Genomic DNA, 17163 nt, shown 5'->3' with positions numbered 1-17163 from the left:
GCGCGATGACGGCTCCCCCGGGCGGGCCCTACGGTCAGGATCCCTACGGGGCCAATCCCTATGGGCAGGGACCCTACTGGGGCGGCCCGCCGCAGGGCGGCGGTTACCCCCCGAGCGCCCCGCCCCCGGGCGGGCCGCCGCCGGCCGGTTACCCGTACCCGCCGCCGGGCGGCGGGCAGTATGCGCCGCCGCCGTATCTCCCACCCGGTCAGCAGGTGCCGCCCGGCTGGCCGGGCGGCCCGTACCCGCCGGGTCCGCCGCCGCGCGGGCCGCGCTCCAAGGCGCCGTGGCTGATCGTCGGCGGCCTGGCGGTGCTGGCCGTCATCGTGCTGGTGGTGCTCGTGGTGATCGGGCTGGGCAGCGGAAACAAGCCGAACAGGGCGGCGCCCTCGACGGCCCCCTCGTCGACCAGCGCCCCCTCGTCGCAGCCGGGCAATTCCCAGCAGACGGCGACGGGTTGCACGCCCAACGTGTCCGGCGGTGACAAGCCCGTCGGCGACACGGTCAGCGCGGGCAAGCTGTCGTTCCCGGTCAGCGCGACGCCCGGCTGGCAAGGCTTCTCCGACGACCAGACCCCCAACCTGATCGGCGCCGTGGGCGTCGGGGCCGAGGTACCCAATGCCAGTCAGTGGATGATGCAGGCGGAGGTCGGCATCACCAACTTCGTGCCCAGCATGGACGTCGCCGCGCAGGCATCGAAGTTGGTGAACTGCGTGGCCAACGGGCCCGGCTACGCCAACGCGACGCCCACCCTCGGCCCGACGAAGACGTCGTCGATCACGGTCGACGGGGTCAAGGCCGCCCGGGTGGACGCCGACGTCACGATCGCCGATCCGGCGCGCAACGTGAAGGGCGACTCGCTGGTCATCATCGCGGTCGACACCAAGCCGGTCACCATCTTCTTGGGCGCGACGCCCATCGGCGACGCCGGTTCGGCGGGGATCATCAACGGGGTTGTCGCGGCTCTCAAGGTAAAGAAGTAGCCGGCGCGGAGACGTGCGTGGCCTCCGAGCGCCCGCGCAGCACGGTGGAATAGCATTCGGCCCAGTGCGCCCGCTCGGCGTCGTCGGCGCCGTCGATGGCCGCCGCCGAACACAGGATCCGCCGGTCGGAGGTCTTGGCGAGGTCGGCCAGCCGCGCGGCCTCGTTGACGGCGTCGCCGATGACCGTGTATTCATACCGGTTTTCGGCGCCGACGTTGCCGGCGAAGACGCGGCCCGCCGAGACGCCGATCCCGAAGTCGACCACCGGTAGCCGGCGCAGCTGGGTGCCCAGCGCGCGCGCCGTCGCCAGCGCCGCCGCCGCCGGATCGGCCGACCGCAGGGGCGCCCCGAAAACCGCCAGCGCGGCGTCGCCGGCGAATTTGTTGATCAGCCCCTGATGTTCGTCGACGGCGTCGACGACGATCCGGAAGAAGTCGTTGAGCACCCGGGCAACCTCTTGCGGCGGACGGCTTTCCGCGAGCCGCGTCGAACCCACCAGGTCGATGAAAAGCACGGCCGCGTCGACCACGTCCCCCGACAGGGAGGCGCCCTCCTGGATGGCGCGCTGCGCGACGTCGGCTCCGACGTGGCGCCCGAACAGGTCGCGCAACCGGTCCCGCTCGGCGAGCCCGGCCACCATTCGGTTGAAACCCGTTTGCAGACGGCCGATTTGGGAGCGTTCGTAGGCTCCGACGAATGTTCCGATGCGGCCGCGTTCGACCTCCGCCATCGCATCGACGACCTCGTCGAGGGGATCCGAAATGGATCGCGACGTCAGGATCATCGTCGGCAGCCCGAGCAGCAGTGCGGCCAGCGACACCACCAGCAGGGGCACATCCAACGACGTGGACTTCTGAATCAGCCAGCCATACGAGCGCAGCACCACCAGGGCGGCAATCACACCGATCGGCAACGCGCTGCACAAGAACCAGAGCAAGACCAGTCGCGCAAGCACACCGGGTACCGCCAGTCGAGGCTCGAGGCCGAGCGTGGCGGCGCCCATGATGGGGCGCAACGTGCGTTGTGCAAGCAGCATCCCCATACCGGCGGCGGCCGGTCCACCCAGCAGCATGCCCAGCAGAATCGGCAGTAGAAACTGAGACCCACCGGCGAGATTCAGCAGCGCGAAGATCGCCCCGGCAACGCCCCAGGCCACCAACAGGATCACCGACTGGCGACCGACGATCTTCATTGCGGCTTCCCGTTGCTGCTGAGTCGGTTCGGCCCCGGCGACATACCAGCGCAGCGTCGGACGCAGGGTCACCGCTCCGGCTGCGGCGACACCGACGATCCCCAGCGCAACGAGCACCAGCACCACCGCCGTGTTCTTCTCCGCGAAGTCGACGTTGGCGGCGACGGAGGTGTGTCCCCGCAACGGGATCAGGATGGCCGCCGCATCGATGACGGCGATGACGTAAGCCAGCGACAGGTCGGTCGCGTAGTCAATCGTCAACCTGCGCGCGGACTTTCGCCGCCCCGCCGGCGCAGCCCGCAACCAGCCCGGCCTGATCACCTAGGCGCCGTTGTTGGGGCCGCCCGAGTTCTGGCCCGGGATGTCGGTGATCGGGAAGTTGGGCATCGGCTTGGGCGAGGACGTGTTGGGCAGGGCGGGAATCTCGCTGGCCGGAATGTCGTGCAGCTGGTTGGCGGGCGGGCCGTTGTCCCGGCCGCCGTAGGTGCTGCCGGGCGCCCGAGCCCCCAGCAGTTCGGTGACCGTCACCAGCCGGTAGCCGTTGGCCTTGAGCACCGGGATGAACTGGTACACCAGGTCGACGGTGCTCGAGTAGGTGTCATGGAACAGCACCACCGACCCGGGCTTGATGTAGGTCATCAGCATGTAGCGCGTCGCGGCCGTGTTGGAGTCGTTGATCCAGTCGAAAGGGATGACATCCCACAGGATTTCGGCAAGGCCGAACTTTCCCGCGGTCTGGCGGACGAGGTCGTTCGACAGCCCGCCGGCGGGGCGCCACAGCGACGGGGCCCGGCCGGTGGCGGCGGTGATCGCGTCGTTGCTCCGGGAGAACTGACCGGCGATGTCCTCGGGCGGGATCGTGGTCATGTTGGGGTGTTCCCAGGTGTGGTTGCCGAACTCCATCCCGGCGTCGGCGACGCGCTTGGCGCCCGCCGGGTTGGCGGCCACCTTGTTGCCGATCAAAAAGAATGTGGCCTTGGCGTCGGCGTCCTTGAGGACCTGCAGCAGCCGGTCGGTGTAGGGCCCGGGCCCGTCGTCGAAGGTGAACGCCACGCACTTGACCACCGAACAGCTGAGGTTGTCGGCCCGCGTCACGTGCCCGGTCAGGGAGCCGATCACCAGCACCGCGGCGGCGGCGACGACGCCGAGAACGGTCCGCCAGTAGCGCCAGGCCTGGCTGTCGGGTCGTTTCGGCACCCAGGAAGTTTACCGAACGCCGGGTGCGCGACCCCGGCGCCGAGTGTGCACTGAGGGCTTTCAGTGTTGCCTCAGCGCGGGATTTGCCCGATTTTCCCGCCGTGTATTCACACGCAAAACCAAGGACTCACCCGCAATGGCAAGGAGGGGGCCCGTCAGTGCGGCCCGGCGATCTCCTCGAGCATCTCGGTGACCAGCGCGGCGATCGGCGACCGCTCGCTGCGCAGCAGGGTGATGTGGGCGAACAGCGGGTGCCCCTTGAGCTTCTCGATCACCGCCGCGACCCCGTCGTGGCGGCCGACGCGCAGGTTGTCCCGCTGGGCGATGTCGTGGGTCAGCACCACCCGGGAGCCGGTCCCCAACCGGGACAGCACGGTCAGCAGCACGTTGCGCTCCAGCGATTGCGCCTCGTCGACGATGACGAACGAGTCGTGCAGCGAGCGACCCCGGATGTGGGTCAGCGGCAGCACCTCGAGCATGCCCCGGGACAGCACCTCCTCGAGCACCGCCGGGCTGGCCAGCCCCTCGAGCGTGTCGAAGACGGCCTGCGCCCACGGGCCCATCTTTTCGCTCTCGCTGCCGGGCAGGTAGCCCAGCTCCTGGCCGCCGACGGCATACAGCGGGCGGAACACCACCACCTTGCGGTGGGTGCGCCGTTCGAGCACCGCCTCGAGACCCGCGCACAGCGCCAGCGCCGACTTGCCGGTGCCGGCCTTGCCGCCCAGCGACACGATGCCCACCGACTCGTCCAGCAGCAGGTCGAGTGCCACCCGCTGTTCGGCGGACCGGCCACGCAGCCCGAACACCTCGCGGTCGCCGCGGACCAGCTGCACGCGTTTGGCCGGGGTGACCCGCCCCAGCGCGTGCGAGCTGCCGCCCAACAGTCGAATCCCCGTGTGGCAGGGCAGGTCCCGGGCCTCGGCGAGGTCGATCTCGCCGTCGGCGAACAGCGCGTCGATGTCCTCGGTGGCCGTCTCGATCTCGCGCATCCCCGACCACCCGGACGCCACGACGTCCTGCGCGTGGTATTCGTCGGCGCTCAGTCCCACCGCGGCGGCCTTCACCCGCAGCGGAATGTCCTTGCTGACCAACGTAACTCGCTTGCCCTCGGCGGCGAGGTTGGCGGCGCAGCTCAGGATCCGGGAGTCGTTGCTGTCGGTGCGAAAGCCCGCGGGCAGCACCGACGGGTCGGTATGGTTCAGTTCAACGTGAAGCGAACCGCCTTGTGTCCCAACGGGAATCGGCTGATCCAGCCGTCCGTGCTCGAGCCGAAGATCATCGAACAGGCGCAGTGCCTGACGGGCGAACCAGCCCAGTTCGTGGTGGTGGCGTTTGGCCTCCAGCTCGCTGATCACCACCAGCGGCACCACCACCTCGTGTTCGGCGAACCGGCTGCACGCCCACGGGTCGGACAGCAGCACGGAGGTGTCGAGCACATAGGTCCGGAGATCGGTCACGAAGCGCTCCTCGAGCGGGTAAGCCCGCGCGGACCCGCACAGGCATGTCGGCGGGAGCCGCAGCACCAGGACCGGGGCCGGTCCTGCCCTTGTCGTGACGGGAGGTGCCGCCCTGGCAGCAAAGCATGTCGCTGGCCATCGACAACGACGCTACTCTCGTGGCCGCTCGGCCGCCGGGCAGGCGCGCCGAGACCGACACGGCGACACCAAAAACCGGCCGCGGGCACGCGGCCGGGTTTCGGTGAAGATCGGCTTAACCGCCGGCGAATTGCTTGAGCGCGGGCTCGTCGGCCACGCCCCAGTCGGCGATGCGGTCGGCGATCGCCTGCCGCAAGTCCCCGGGGGTGAAGATGCCCGCGTCGGCCGCGCTTTGCACCTTGTCCGCGTAGGCATCGATGTCGGCGCCCACGACCTGAAGGTCCGCCGCCCGCGCGGCGATCGCCGCGATCGTCTCGTCGCGGGTGTAGTCCAGGCAGTGCGCGACGAGGCTGGCGAACATGTGCTCGTGACGCTCTTCGTCCCTGCGGATCCGGTCGATGAGGCCGGCCAGCACCGGCTCCTCGATCTGGGCGGCCAGGTTGCGGCAGAACACGGCGTGGGTGCGCTCGGTCAACGCCATGTAGACGAGGGTCTCGACCTGGCTGTAGGTGTCGGCGCGGTAGCCCTTCATCACGTACTGGACGCGGGCCTCCTCGTTGGCGGTGGGGTCGACCTCGCGGGTCACCACCAGGTACTCGCGCAGCGCGATGGCGTGCAGGTGCTCCTCGGCGGTCCACCGGCCCAGCCAGCGGCCCCACCACTCCTCGAGGATGAAGTGCTCGACGAGCTCGCGGTGGTGGCCGGCGAGGTTGTCCTTGAGCAGCAGCAGGATCTCGCAGGCGTCCGTGATGGTCCGCGGCAGCGTCGTCTGGGACGGGTCCCAGTCGCGCCCGCCCAGGAACGCGAAGTTCTCGCCCTGATCGAAGGGCACGTAGTCGTGGGCGAACCAGAGGTCCTCGGTGTTGAGGTGGTCGTCCATGAGCCGCTCGACCACCGGCTCGAGTTCGAGGGTCAGTGCGTTAGGAACAGGTTTCTGTGCCATGCGGTTACTGTAACTCGTAGGTACAGGTTCTGTGAAATTGTTGGCGCGTGTCGGCGCCGATTGGTGACTTTGGTCCCTGCGCCGGTCAGCGGTCGACCAGCGTCCAGCTTTCCAGCCCCTCGTAGAGGGGGAAATCGCTGGCCAGCCGCGTCACCCGCTGCCGCAGCGCCGACACGTCCGCGGACGCGCCGCCCGCCAAGGCGGTGGCGATGATGTCGGCGACCTCGGCGAATTCGGCGTCCCCGAAGCCGCGGGTGGCCAGCGCCGGCGTGCCCACCCGCAGGCCCGACGTCACCATCGGGGGCCGCGGGTCGTTCGGGACGGCGTTGCGGTTCACGGTGATGCCGACCTCGTGCAGCAGATCCTCGGCGGCCTTGCCGTCCAACGGCGAGTCGCGCAGGTCGACGAGCACCAGGTGCACGTCGGTGCCGCCGCTGACGACGGAGACGCCGGCCTTGGCGACGTCGGCGCCCAGCAGCCGGTCGGCGACGATGCGGGCGCCGGACAGCGTGCGCTGCTGGCGGTCGGCGAACTCGGGGGTGGTGGCGATCTTGAGCGCGACCGCCTTGCCCGCGATCACGTGCATCAGCGGCCCGCCCTGCTGGCCGGGGAACACCGCCGAGTTGATGGCCTTGGCGTATTCCTGCTTGCCCAGGATCATGCCCGAGCGGGCGCCGCCGAGCGTCTTGTGCACGGTGGTGGACACGACGTCGGCGTGCGGCACCGGCGACGGGTGCAGGCCCACCGCGACCAGGCCGGCGAAGTGCGCCATGTCCACCCACAGCTTGGCGCCGACCTCGTCGGCGATCGAGGCGAACGCGGCGAAGTCGAGCGTCCGCGGGTAGGCCGACCAGCCGGCGATGATCACCTTGGGGCGGAACTCGAGCGCCCGGGCCCGCACGGCGTCCATGTCGACCAGGTGGGTCTTCGGGTCCACGCCGTAGAAGCCGGCGTCGTAAAGCTTCCCGGAGAAGTTCAGCTTCATGCCGTGGGTGAGGTGGCCGCCGTTGGCCAGGTCCAGGCCGAGCAAATGCTCGCCGGGCGACATCAGGGCGTGCAGCACCGCGGCGTTGGCCTGGGCACCGGAATGCGGCTGCACGTTGGCGAACTCCGCGCCGAACAACGCCTTGGCCCGGTCGCGGGCGATGTTCTCCACGACGTCGACGTGCTCGCAGCCGCCGTAGTAGCGCCGGCCCGGCAATCCCTCGGCGTACTTGTTGGTCAGGACGCTGCCCTGGGCCTGCAGCACCGAGCGGGGCACGAAGTTCTCCGAGGCGATCATCTCCAGGGTGTCCCGTTGCCGGTGCAATTCCTTGTCGAGCAGCTCGGCGATGTCGGGGTCGACCTCGGCGAGCGGGGCCGACATCACGGACGCGGTGGGTCGGGCATCAGGTGCGGCAGTCACGGGCGCCAGTCTATCCAGCGCGGTTTTAGCCAGCCCAGCCGTCGGGCGCGCGTCCGCCCCTGCAACACTTGGCACCATGCCGCGGCTTAGCGAGCCGAGCCCGTATGTGGAGTTCGACCGGAAGCAATGGCGTGCGCTCCGTATGTCGACGCCGCTGGCCCTCACCGAAGAGGAACTGGTCGGCCTGCGCGGTCTCGGCGAGCAGATCGACCTGCTGGAGGTCGAAGAGGTCTACCTGCCGCTGGCCCGGCTCATCCATCTTCAGGTCGCCGCCCGCCAGCGGCTGTTCGCCGCCACCGCGGAGTTCCTCGGCGAACCGCAGCAAAACCCGGACCGGCCGGTGCCGTTCGTCATCGGGGTGGCCGGCAGCGTCGCCGTCGGCAAATCGACGACCGCCCGTGTGTTGCAGGCGCTGCTGGCCCGCTGGGATCCCCACCCCCGCGTGGACCTGGTGACCACCGACGGCTTCCTCTATCCGAACGCCGAGCTGGACCGGCGAAACCTGATGCACCGCAAGGGCTTTCCGGAAAGCTACAACCGCCGGGCGCTGATGCGGTTCGTCACATCGGTCAAGTCCGGCGCCGACTATGCGTGCGCGCCGGTGTATTCGCACCTGAAGTACGACATCATCCCCGGCGCCAAGCACGTCGTGCGCCATCCCGACATCCTGATCCTGGAGGGCCTCAACGTCCTGCAGACCGGGCCGACGCTGATGGTGTCGGACCTGTTCGACTTCTCCCTGTATGTCGACGCCCGGATCGAGGACATCGAGCAGTGGTACGTGTCCCGGTTCCTGTCGCTGCGGGGCACCGCCTTCGCCGACCCGGAATCGCACTTCCACCACTATTCGGCCCTGAACGACACCAAGGCCGTCGCCGCGGCGCGCGAGATCTGGCGGTCGATCAACCGGCCCAACCTGGTCGAGAACATCCTGCCGACCCGCCCCCGCGCCACCCTGGTGCTGCGCAAGGACGCCGACCACTCGATCAACCGGCTCCGGCTGCGCAAGCTGTAGCTAGGCCGCGAGGCGGCGCACTCCCAGGTACTGCAAACCGGCGAACGCCGCGGTGTAGACGCCCGTGGCCAGCGTCGCGGCCACCCCGGTGGCCGTCATGGGCCAGGCCTCGGCGGCCAGGATCGCGGCCAGCGTGAAGACGACGTTCGCCGCGACGATGCCGATCCCGACGCGCCGCAGGTTGGGCGCCGCCGCGAGGGTGAACACGGCAAAGCCGGCGAGCACGAAGAAGGCGCCCAGCGCGTACTGCTGGCCCGACGTCAGCCCCGTCAGCGACGAGATCTCGTCGGCGAAGAAGGCGACGGCCAAGCCGCACAGCCCCGTCAACGTGGCATCGGCACGCATGGCGAAACGCAGCAGCGAATCGGTCGCGTCGTACAGGGGTCGGTGGGGAAGACCGGAAACTGCGGTCATGTGACTACTCCTCGCGATGGCGGATGGGTCGTTCTGGTTTGAGCGTGCCGCCGGGGCACTGCCAGATCGACTCGTGGCGCTGCCAACTGCTGCCACGAGGAGAAGGACCAGGGATTTCGCCCGGCTATTCCCGTCGCTGGCCATCAATTCCACACGTGTCGTGAATCGTGGGGTCGGTGGCGTGATCGGGCGCCCGTTGCCGGGGCGCTGACCTAGTCGCTGGGAACCGCGACGCGCCCGCGCAAATCGGCCGCGATCAGCCGGGCGGCCGCGTTTTGCCAGTTGTGCAGCGAGCGCTGTGGGACCTCGGTGACCAGCCATTGCCACGCCTGCCGGGCGGTGGGGTCCAGTCCTGCGGCGGTGGCATTTTGCGCGTACGCGCGCACGCCGACGACGTAGGGGAAGTACAGCGCGTTGTAGTAGCGCCATTCCTCGGTGGTGCCGAAATCGCCCGCGTTGCGCGGTTTGAGCCGGGCGATCCCGTCGGCGAGGACGGCCTTGAGCTCGTTGGCCCGCTCCACCGGGTGATCGGGCGCGCCCCGCGCGGCCAGCCGCTCGTCGATCACGGGCAGCGCGGTCAGCGGGCTGGCGACCAGCTTGGTCAGGTCGGCGTAGTGGCCCAGCGCCCGACGGGTGAGCCTGGCGAAGGTGTCGTCGTCGACGTCGAGGAGAGGGTCGGCCGAACGCAGCGCCAGCGCCGCCCCGGTATGCCGCAGCGCGGCCCGGTCGGCGCGCAGCGAGGGCGACCTGGAGAACGCCAGCCGGTCCAGCACCCCGGCCAGCGGATCGGCCAGCACCTGCACCGCAATGGCGATCGCCAGGGTGGTGAACATCAGCACGGTCAGCACCGTCTGCGTGGCGGGCTCGTGCCGGGTCACGGCCAGCCCGATCAGCGCCTGCCCGCCGAACAGCACGGCCACCGCCGAACCGCCGACGAACGAGCGCAGCATGTCGGCGCGCAGCGCCTGACCCTCGTCGAAGGCGTCCCACAGGGCCACCGCCACGCCGAGCGCCAGGACGTCGAAACCCGTGGAGGCCAGCGCCAGCCGGCTCGGGACCAGGCCGAGCGGAATGATCAGGATGGCGTTGGCCAGCGCGAAGAACAGGGTCGCCATGACCACCACGCCGGCGACCGGCGTCGGTTGGGCGCGCCGGCGCAGCGCAACGACCATCGCCCCCAGGGTCGATACGGAGATCACCGCCATCATCAGCACGTGACCCGGCCGCAGCGGGCCCTCCACGCTGCCGGCCATCGCCGCCCCGAACAAGGTGAGCGCCGCGACGCCACCGATCAACAGCACCTCACCGGTGCGCATCCGCCAGTGATCGCCCGGCCGCGACAGCTCGACGAGCACCGCAAACCACGCCACGCTGGGGATGGCCACCAGGTAGATCTCGAGCCGCCCGAGCAGCGCGAGATGCGGGGCGTCGACGGAGCGCACCGCGTCCAGCGCCACCACCAACGCGAAGCCACACAATCCCGCCGCCGCCAGCGCCAGCACCGGCTTACGCGGGTCGCGGGCGAGGAGGTACAACCCCAGCCACCCGCTCAGCGCGAACACCACAGCCGACAGCGCAGCCATGCATCCAGTTTGGCACGGAGTCTGATGCGTGCCGACCGGCTGCGCTGGCTGCGCCGCGCTCGGGTTCGCCGAGCGTGATCTGATGGCGAGAAAATCGAGAAAATCCCGCCCTCAGAGCACGTTCGGCGCAAGAGGGGACTCGGGGCGCGCTACTTGCCGTGGCGGCGATGCCGTTGGCTGTAGTCGCGCAGCGCGCGCAGGAAATCGACGCGGCGGAACGCGGGCCAGTGCGCCTCGGTGAACCACATCTCCGAATAGGCGCTCTGCCACAGCAAAAATCCCGACAACCGCTGCTCACCGGAGGTCCGGATGACCAGGTCGGGGTCGGGTTGGCCTGAGGTGTAAAGGTTTTCGGAGATGCCGTCGACGGTCACCGCGTCGATCAGCTCCTCGGCGGTGGCGCCGTTGGCCAGTTCCTTGCTCAGCAGCGCGCGCACGGCGTCGACGATCTCCCGCCGGCCGCCGTAGCCGACGGCGACGTTGACGTGGAAGGGCGCTTCGGCCGGGGTGGACTCCACCGCGTCGCGCAGCCGGCGGGCCGGCTCCTCGCCGATCAGCGCGAGGTCCCCGACGGTGCGCACGCTCCAGCGGTTGGCCGGCGCGCAGATCTCCTCCACCACATCGGTGATGATCTCGATGAGCCCGGCCAGCTCGTCGGGATCGCGCTGCAGGTTCTCGGTGGAGAGCAAATAGACGGTGGTCATTTCGATGCCCGCCTCCTGGCACCACCGCAGCATCTCGGCGATCTTGACGGCGCCCATCCGGTAGCCGTAGCTGACGTCGTCGTAGCCCGCGTTGCGCGCCCACCGGCGGTTCCCGTCGCACAGCACCGCGATGTGGCGGGGAAGTTCGGATTTGGAGGCCGCCAGACCCTGCCGCAGCCGCAGCTCGTAGACGCGGTACAACGGCTCCTTGAGCCGCGGCGGGATGATCTCCACGAGGCTCCACACTACTGTGACCGGCGCCAAATTCCGGCGTGCAATTCCGCGATGTCACCGCACGTCCAACGGCGTGCGGTGCCGATCCGCGGCTACTGTTGAGGCAGAGAAGCGATCGGCAATGCGAGGCGATCAAGTCCCGAGGGAGTCATGAGCAGCCAGACCGACACGCCGCACGAGGCAGAAGCGATCGCGCCCGGCAATCCCGTCGAACAGCTCGTCGAGGGTGCCGTCGAGGCGCTGACCAAGCCGCGCATGCGCGGGTGGATCCACTTCTATTCCGCGTGGCTGGCGATCGTCTGCGGGGCGACCCTGGTGTCGGTGTCGTGGGCGGTGGCGTCCACCCGCGCCGGGCTGACGACGTTCGCCTACGCCATCGCGACCGTGGCGATGTTCGCCGTCAGCGCCACCTATCACCGCGTCAACTGGAAATCGGACAAGAGCCGCAAGCTCATGAAGCGGCTCGACCATTCGATGATTTTCCTGTTCATCGCCGGCAGCTACACGCCGTTCGCGATGCTGGCCATGCCGCCCGCGACCGGGCGCATGGTGTTGTGGATCGTCTGGGGCGGCGCACTGGCGGGCGTCCTGCTCAAGGTCTGTTGGCCGACGGCGCCGCGATGGGTGGGGGTGCCGCTGTATCTGCTGTTGGGGTGGGTGGCCGTCTGGTACGCGCCGACGATCATCCACGTCGCCGGGGTGGCCGCGATGGTGTTGCTCGCCGTCGGCGGCGCGTTCTACAGCATCGGCGGCCTGCTGTACGGGCTGCGGTGGCCTGATCCCTGGCCGAAGACGTTCGGCTATCACGAGTTCTTCCATGCCTTGACGGCGATCGCGGCGATCCTGCACTACATCGCCATGTGGCTGGCCGTCTTCTATGTCGGCCACCCGGCCTGACGCTATAACTGCCGCACGTCGGCCGCCGACCAGTACGCCTTCATCGCGGCGACCTTGCCCTGGGCGTCGAAGACCATCACGTCGATCGGCTCGATCACCATCTTGTGCTCGCCCGCGGTCACCGTCAGCCGGAACTGGAAGGCCGCCTCGTGGCCGGCCACGCGCAGCGTCACCAGCTCGCATTCGCGCTGGGGGCCGCTGACCGCGGCGTAGAAGCCGCGGATCGCCTGACGCCCGATGTGCACCTCGCCCCCGACCGGGTCCTCGACGGTCGCGTCGTCGGCGTACAGCTCGACGATGTCGTCGGCGCTGCCGGTGGCGATCAGCTCGATGTAGCGGTTGACGGTCTCGGTGATCGCTTGGACCCTGTCGGTGGCGTTCGGCATGGGACGCAGGGTAACCGCCGGACTACCGCTCCAAAACACCCAGGGCGCCTGCCAGTTCGGCCGCGCCGGTCACCGGGAGATCGCACAGCCGGCCGCGGCACACGTAGGCGGCGTCGGCCCCGGCCACGCGGTCCCGCCCGGCCAGCAGCGCCGAGGAGTCCCGTTCGCCCCCGACGACGATCGCACCGCCGGGCGCCAGCCGGCGCGCGGCGGCCAGCAGCGCCGACCGCGCGGGGTCGCAGGCGACGGCGATCTGCAGCGGCCCACGCACCGCGGATTCGGCGACGGCCAGCCAGTGCCCGGCCGAGCGCGGCGCGCGCGCAAGCAGCACGGAGTGCGCGGCCAGCGAGTCGGCCGCGGCCTGCAGGTACCGCTCCGCGCGCTCGCCGTCGACCAGGTGCGCGGCGGTCAGCAGCGCCTCGGTGACCGACGAAGCCCCCGACGGCGTCGCGCCGTCCAGCGGGTCGCCGGGCCGCAGCATCAATTGTTCGGCGTCGTCGGCGGTGTCGAACCAGCGACCGGGCCGCTGCGGGTCCGCGAAGTGGCGCAGGGCGGTGTCCAGCAGCCCGGTCGCCGCGCCCAGCCACTGCTCCTCGCCGGTCAGCTGGTACAGCGCGAGCAGGCCGGTGGCCAGCGTCGCGTGGTCCTCCAGGATGCCCGGGCTGTCGCCGACCACCCCGCCCAGGCTGGCGCGCCGCAACCGGCCGTCGACGACGTGGGCGTCCAGCAGCGCCGACGCGCAACGCCCTGCGGCCATGGCGAGTTCGGGTTCGTCCAGCGCCACGCTGGCCTCGGCCAGCGCGGTGATCGCCAGCCCGTTCCACGACGTGATCACCTTGTCGTCGCGTCCCGGCTGGGCGCGGGTGCGCCGCGCGGCCAGCAGCGCGGCCCGGACGCGTTCGGCCCGTTGCGGGTCGTCCGGATCGGCGGGCAACTGCAGCACCGAGCTGCCGTGTTCGAACGTACCGGTGCGGGTGACGGCGAAAACCTCTGCGGCCCAACGGCCGTCGTCGACACCGAGCACCTCGGTCAGCTGCGCCGGTGTCCACACGTAGGTCGCGCCCTCGCGGCCCTCGGTATCGGCATCCAGCGACGAGACGAACATGTCACCGTCGGTCAGCCCATCGACCAGGAACCCGGCGGTCTGGGTGGCGACGCGGCGGGCCAGCGGGTCTGCGGTGCGCCGGGCCCAGTGCGCATACACGCGAAGCAACAGCGCGTTGTCGTACAGCATCTTCTCGAAATGCGGTACCACCCAGGCGTTGTCGACGCTGTATCGGGCGAAGCCGCCCGCGAGTTGGTCGTAGATGCCGCCGCGGGCCATCGCGCTGCCGGTGCGCGCGACCGCCTCCAGCGCCGCCGCGGATCCGGTGCGCTCGTAGTTGCGCAGCAGGGCCTCGAGGAGCGCCGACGGCGGGAACTTGGGGGCGCCGCCGAACCCGCCATGTGCCGTGTCCTGGTCGCCCAGCACGGAGGCGACCGCGTGATCGCACAGGGCCGGCGCCACGTCCGGGCCACCGCCGGGCAGCGCCGCAACCATCTTGCGCAGCTCGTCGGCGATGCGGTCCGACGCCTCCTCGACCTCCCCGCGGCGGTCCCGCCAGGTGGCCGAGACGGCCGAAAGGAGCTGCAGGAAGCCCTCTTTCGGGTAATACGTGCCGCAAAAGAAGGGCCGCCCGTCGGGCGTCAGGAAACAGGTCATCGGCCAGCCGCCCTGCCCGGTGAGCGCGACGGTGGCGTTCATGTAGACCGCGTCGAGGTCCGGCCGCTCCTCGCGGTCGACCTTGATGCAGACGAATCCCGCGTTCATCGCCGCGGCCACCTCGTCGTCCTCGAACGATTCGTGGGCCATCACGTGGCACCAGTGGCAGGCGGCGTAGCCGATGGAGAGCAGGATCGGCACGTCGCGGGCGGCGGCGTCCGCCAGCGCCTGGGGCGTCCACTGCCGCCAATGCACGGGGTTGTCCGCGTGCTGGCGCAGGTAGGGGCTGGTGGCCAGCCCAAGGGTGTTCGCTCCGGCGGACTCAGCCGGGCTCATCGCCGGGTCCTGGCGGCCGCGCGGATCCGTTCGGCCGCCCCGGCGGCCGGTCTTCGTCGACCGTGTCGGTGCCCTCGTCGGCGGCTTGGTCGGGTTCGGGATGTTCGGGGTCGAACGTCTTGGGCACCTTCTTCAGTTGCCGGCTCATCGAGCGCAGCAGGAACAGGGTCGCGATCAGCAGCAGCACAACCACCAACAGGCCAACTGGGCTGGCCTTGCCGAAATCGGGGCCGTGGTTGTGGCGCCCGTCGGCGATCACCGCGATCAGGTAATGATTCACCCGTCGCCCTCGATCCCGGCGAACAGGTCGTCCTCGGGGAATTTGACGGGGACCCGGGAGCGGGCCAGCTCGAATTCCTCGGTCGGCCACAGCTTTTGCTGCCATTCGATGGGCGCGGCGAAGAATTCGGCGTTCGGGTCGATCTGGGTGGCGTGCGCGCGCAACGCGTCGTCGCGCTGGCTGAAGTACGCCGAGCACTCGACGCGCGTCGTCACCCGGGATTCGAACGGGTCGTGCTCGGGATCCCAATGCTTGAGCCACTTTTGGAACGGCCCCTCTTGGCCGCGCTTGACGAACTCGTCGTGCAGCAGCTGCATCCGCGCGCGCAGGAAGCCGTGGTTGTAGTACAGCTTGGACACCGTCCACGGCTCGCCGGCGTCCGGGAAGCGGGCGTAGTCGCCCGCCGCCTCGAACGCGCCGACCGAAACCTGGTGGCAGCGAATGTGGTCGGGGTGCGGGTAGCCGCCGTTCTCGTCGTACGTGGTGATCACGTGCGGGCGGAATTCGCGGATCACGCGCACCAGCGCCTCGACGGGTTCCTCGAGCGGCACCAGCGCGAAGCACCCGTCGGGCAGCGGCGGCGGCGGGTCGCCCTGGGGCAGGCCGGAGTCGACGAAACCCAGCCAGGTGTGCTCCACGCCGAGGATCTCGGCCGCCTTCGCCATCTCGTCCCGGCGGATCTCCGCCATGTGCTCCAGCACGTCGGGCAGGTCCATCGCCGGGTTGAGGATCTCGCCGCGCTCGCCGCCGGTCAACGTCACCACCAGCACGCGGTGACCCTCGTCGGCGTAGCGCGCGAGGGTCGCCGCACCCTTGCTCGACTCGTCGTCGGGGTGGGCGTGCACCGCCATCAACCGCAGTTCGCTCACGTGCCCCCTCAAGTTGTCCGAGTCGGTTCGCTGGTCGCCCCCGAAGAGCTATAAGAGCTAGAAGCGACCTTATAATTCCAGTTCCGATCGTTGCATCCTGTCGGCAGGCGTCCGGCAGCCCACTCACGCAGGCATACCCAGGCATGACCGAAACTCCCCTTCCGCGCCCCGAGGCCCGCTACGGGCGGTCTCGAATGTCGCGCGTCGCCCGGCGTCGCGCGGTCATCGGCCTGGCCGTGCTGGTGGTCGCGACCGGCCTCGTCGTCGCGTTCGTCGGCTACCAGCGGCTCGGCACCAGCGACGTGACGGGCACGCTGGCGGGCTACCGGGTGGTCGACAACGAGACCGCGTCGGTAACGATCAGCGTGACGCGATCCGACCCGTCGCGGCCGGTGGACTGCATCGTGCGGGTCAAAGCCAAGGACGGCAGCGAGACGGGCCGGCGGGAGGTGCTGGTGCCGCCCTCCGAGGCGGCCACCGTGCAGGTGACCACGACGGTGAAATCCGCCCAACCGCCGGTGATGGCCGACATCTACGGCTGCGGCACCGACGTGCCCGGCTACCTGCGACCCTCCTGACCGCGCGACAATCGAGAACGGTGAATATCGGGTCATCAATTGTTTGCGCGGTGGTAACATGGGTGAATGCACGGTTCCTTATGGGACCGTGTATTGCTGCATTAATGGCCGTGAGAACGGAGCGGCGGTAGCCCCAAGCAGCGGGGTTCACAGGCTTACGCGCGTACGCGCAACATACCGACACGAGGAGCACGACAAGATGACGGATACTCAGGTGACCTGGCTGACTCAGGAGTCACATGACCGACTGAAGGCCGAGCTCGACCAGTTGATCGCGAATCGTCCGGTCATCGCCGCGGAGATCAACGACCGCCGCGAGGAGGGTGACCTCCGCGAGAACGGCGGCTACCACGCCGCCCGCGAAGAGCAGGGCCAGCAGGAGGCCCGCATCCGGCAGCTGCAGGACCTGCTCAACAACGCCAAGGTCGGCGAGGCGCCCAAGCAGTCCGGCGTCGCGCTGCCCGGTTCGGTGGTCAAGGTCTACTACAACGGCGACAAGTCCGATAGCGAGACGTTCTTGATCGCCACCCGCCAGGAGGGCGTCAACGAGGGCAAGCTCGAGGTCTACTCGCCGAACTCACCGCTGGGCGGCGCCCTGATCGACGCCAAGGTGGGCGAGACCCGCAGCTACACCGTGCCCAACGGCAACACCGTCGAGGTCACGCTGGTCAGCGCGGAGCCCTACCACTCCTAGCCTTTCCCAGCCTTTCCCGACGCAAGCGTGCACAGTTGTGCGCGCTCGCCCGGCGTGTCGCGTACAAACACGCACGCTCGGCGTCGTTAGGCCAGCGCCTGTTCCAGGTCGGCCAGCAGGTCGGCGGCGTCCTCGATGCCCACCGACAGCCGCACC

18 protein-coding genes are annotated in these 17163 nt (G+C 69.7%); 5 read left to right on the top strand and 13 right to left on the bottom strand.

Going from position 1 to position 17163, the window contains the following annotated elements; translation table 11 throughout:
- The first annotated feature begins 5 nt into the window (after positions 1–5).
- Positions 6–983 carry a hypothetical protein gene (locus A5673_RS07620; RefSeq protein ID WP_068229344.1) on the top strand — a complete coding sequence of 326 codons (978 nt, stop codon included), beginning with the start codon at positions 6–8 and terminating at the stop codon, positions 981–983.
- Here A5673_RS07620 and A5673_RS07615 read toward each other — a convergent pair.
- The 5 genes from A5673_RS07615 to glyA all read right to left on the bottom strand — a co-directional run bounded on the left by A5673_RS07615 (position 967) and on the right by glyA (position 7276).
- Entirely contained in the window at positions 967–2412 is a 1446-nt protein-coding gene (locus tag A5673_RS07615) for an adenylate/guanylate cyclase domain-containing protein (RefSeq protein ID WP_068229348.1), read from the bottom strand. The genes A5673_RS07620 and A5673_RS07615 overlap by 17 nt on opposite strands.
- An 84-nt stretch (positions 2413–2496) precedes the next feature.
- Positions 2497–3372, bottom strand: a complete 876-nt coding sequence (locus tag A5673_RS07610; RefSeq protein ID WP_068229342.1) for a polysaccharide deacetylase family protein — start codon at positions 3370–3372, stop codon at positions 2497–2499.
- A gap of 155 nt (positions 3373–3527) precedes the next feature.
- Positions 3528–4829 carry a PhoH family protein gene (locus A5673_RS07605; protein WP_068229346.1) on the bottom strand — a complete coding sequence of 434 codons (1302 nt, stop codon included), beginning with the start codon at positions 4827–4829 and terminating at the stop codon, positions 3528–3530.
- Positions 4830–5082: 253 nt separating this feature from the next.
- Positions 5083–5910: an acyl-ACP desaturase gene (locus tag A5673_RS07600; protein WP_068229339.1), complete on the bottom strand. Its 828-nt coding sequence runs from the start codon at positions 5908–5910 to the stop codon at positions 5083–5085.
- An 85-nt stretch (positions 5911–5995) separates the two neighbouring features.
- Positions 5996–7276: a serine hydroxymethyltransferase gene (glyA, locus tag A5673_RS07595; RefSeq protein WP_068229336.1), complete on the bottom strand. Its 1281-nt coding sequence runs from the start codon at positions 7274–7276 to the stop codon at positions 5996–5998.
- A 115-nt stretch (positions 7277–7391) separates the two neighbouring features.
- Between glyA and coaA the strand changes: the two genes are divergently transcribed.
- Positions 7392–8330: a type I pantothenate kinase gene (gene coaA, locus A5673_RS07590; protein WP_066966183.1), complete on the top strand. Its 939-nt coding sequence runs from the start codon at positions 7392–7394 to the stop codon at positions 8328–8330.
- Here the strand turns inward: coaA and A5673_RS07585 are convergent, their stop codons facing one another.
- From A5673_RS07585 to A5673_RS07575, 3 genes are all read right to left on the bottom strand, one after another.
- On the bottom strand, positions 8331–8744 hold the full coding sequence (locus A5673_RS07585) for a hypothetical protein (RefSeq protein ID WP_068229333.1): 414 nt from the start codon (positions 8742–8744) through the stop codon (positions 8331–8333).
- A 212-nt stretch (positions 8745–8956) separates the two neighbouring features.
- Complete coding sequence (locus A5673_RS07580) at positions 8957–10327, bottom strand: hypothetical protein (protein ID WP_068229332.1); 1371 nt, start codon at positions 10325–10327, stop codon at positions 8957–8959.
- Positions 10328–10476: 149 nt separating this feature from the next.
- On the bottom strand, positions 10477–11265 hold the full coding sequence (locus A5673_RS07575) for a (2Z,6E)-farnesyl diphosphate synthase (protein ID WP_068229330.1): 789 nt from the start codon (positions 11263–11265) through the stop codon (positions 10477–10479).
- A gap of 150 nt (positions 11266–11415) precedes the next feature.
- Here A5673_RS07575 and A5673_RS07570 point away from each other — a divergent pair, with 150 nt between their 5' ends.
- Complete coding sequence (locus A5673_RS07570; protein ID WP_068229328.1) at positions 11416–12162, top strand: hemolysin III family protein; 747 nt, start codon at positions 11416–11418, stop codon at positions 12160–12162.
- A 2-nt stretch (positions 12163–12164) separates the two neighbouring features.
- Here the strand turns inward: A5673_RS07570 and A5673_RS07565 are convergent, their stop codons facing one another.
- The 4 genes from A5673_RS07565 to mca are packed head-to-tail and all read right to left on the bottom strand — an operon-like array spanning position 12165 to position 15735.
- Entirely contained in the window at positions 12165–12548 is a 384-nt protein-coding gene (locus A5673_RS07565; RefSeq protein WP_068229326.1) for a nuclear transport factor 2 family protein, read from the bottom strand.
- 22 nt (positions 12549–12570) lie between these two features.
- Positions 12571–14586, bottom strand: a complete 2016-nt coding sequence (locus A5673_RS07560; RefSeq protein WP_068229323.1) for a thioredoxin domain-containing protein — start codon at positions 14584–14586, stop codon at positions 12571–12573.
- Positions 14573–14866: a hypothetical protein gene (locus tag A5673_RS07555; RefSeq protein ID WP_068229320.1), complete on the bottom strand. Its 294-nt coding sequence runs from the start codon at positions 14864–14866 to the stop codon at positions 14573–14575. The genes A5673_RS07560 and A5673_RS07555 overlap by 14 nt, the downstream gene beginning before the upstream one ends.
- Positions 14863–15735: a mycothiol conjugate amidase Mca gene (gene mca, locus A5673_RS07550; protein WP_068229317.1), complete on the bottom strand. Its 873-nt coding sequence runs from the start codon at positions 15733–15735 to the stop codon at positions 14863–14865. The genes A5673_RS07555 and mca overlap by 4 nt, the downstream gene beginning before the upstream one ends.
- 143 nt (positions 15736–15878) lie before the next feature.
- On the opposite strand from mca, the gene A5673_RS07545 reads away from it, so the two are divergent.
- Both A5673_RS07545 and greA read left to right on the top strand, forming a co-directional pair.
- The gene (locus A5673_RS07545) at positions 15879–16313 is read left to right on the top strand and encodes a DUF4307 domain-containing protein (RefSeq protein ID WP_068229314.1); all 435 of its coding nucleotides are present in this window, start codon (positions 15879–15881) and stop codon (positions 16311–16313) included.
- Between the two features lie 199 nt (positions 16314–16512).
- Positions 16513–17007: a transcription elongation factor GreA gene (greA, locus tag A5673_RS07540; protein ID WP_066915156.1), complete on the top strand. Its 495-nt coding sequence runs from the start codon at positions 16513–16515 to the stop codon at positions 17005–17007.
- Positions 17008–17093: 86 nt separating this feature from the next.
- Here greA and A5673_RS28985 read toward each other — a convergent pair.
- On the bottom strand, positions 17094–17163 hold a 70-nt coding region (locus A5673_RS28985; protein ID WP_156747994.1), incomplete at its 5' end, for a PLP-dependent transferase.

The organism is Mycobacterium sp. E3198, assembly GCF_001667015.1.
Taxonomy (GTDB): Bacteria; Actinomycetota; Actinomycetes; order Mycobacteriales; family Mycobacteriaceae; genus Mycobacterium.
The sequence above is the reverse complement of the archived record's forward strand: the minus strand, read 5'-3'. Positions and strand labels throughout refer to the sequence as shown.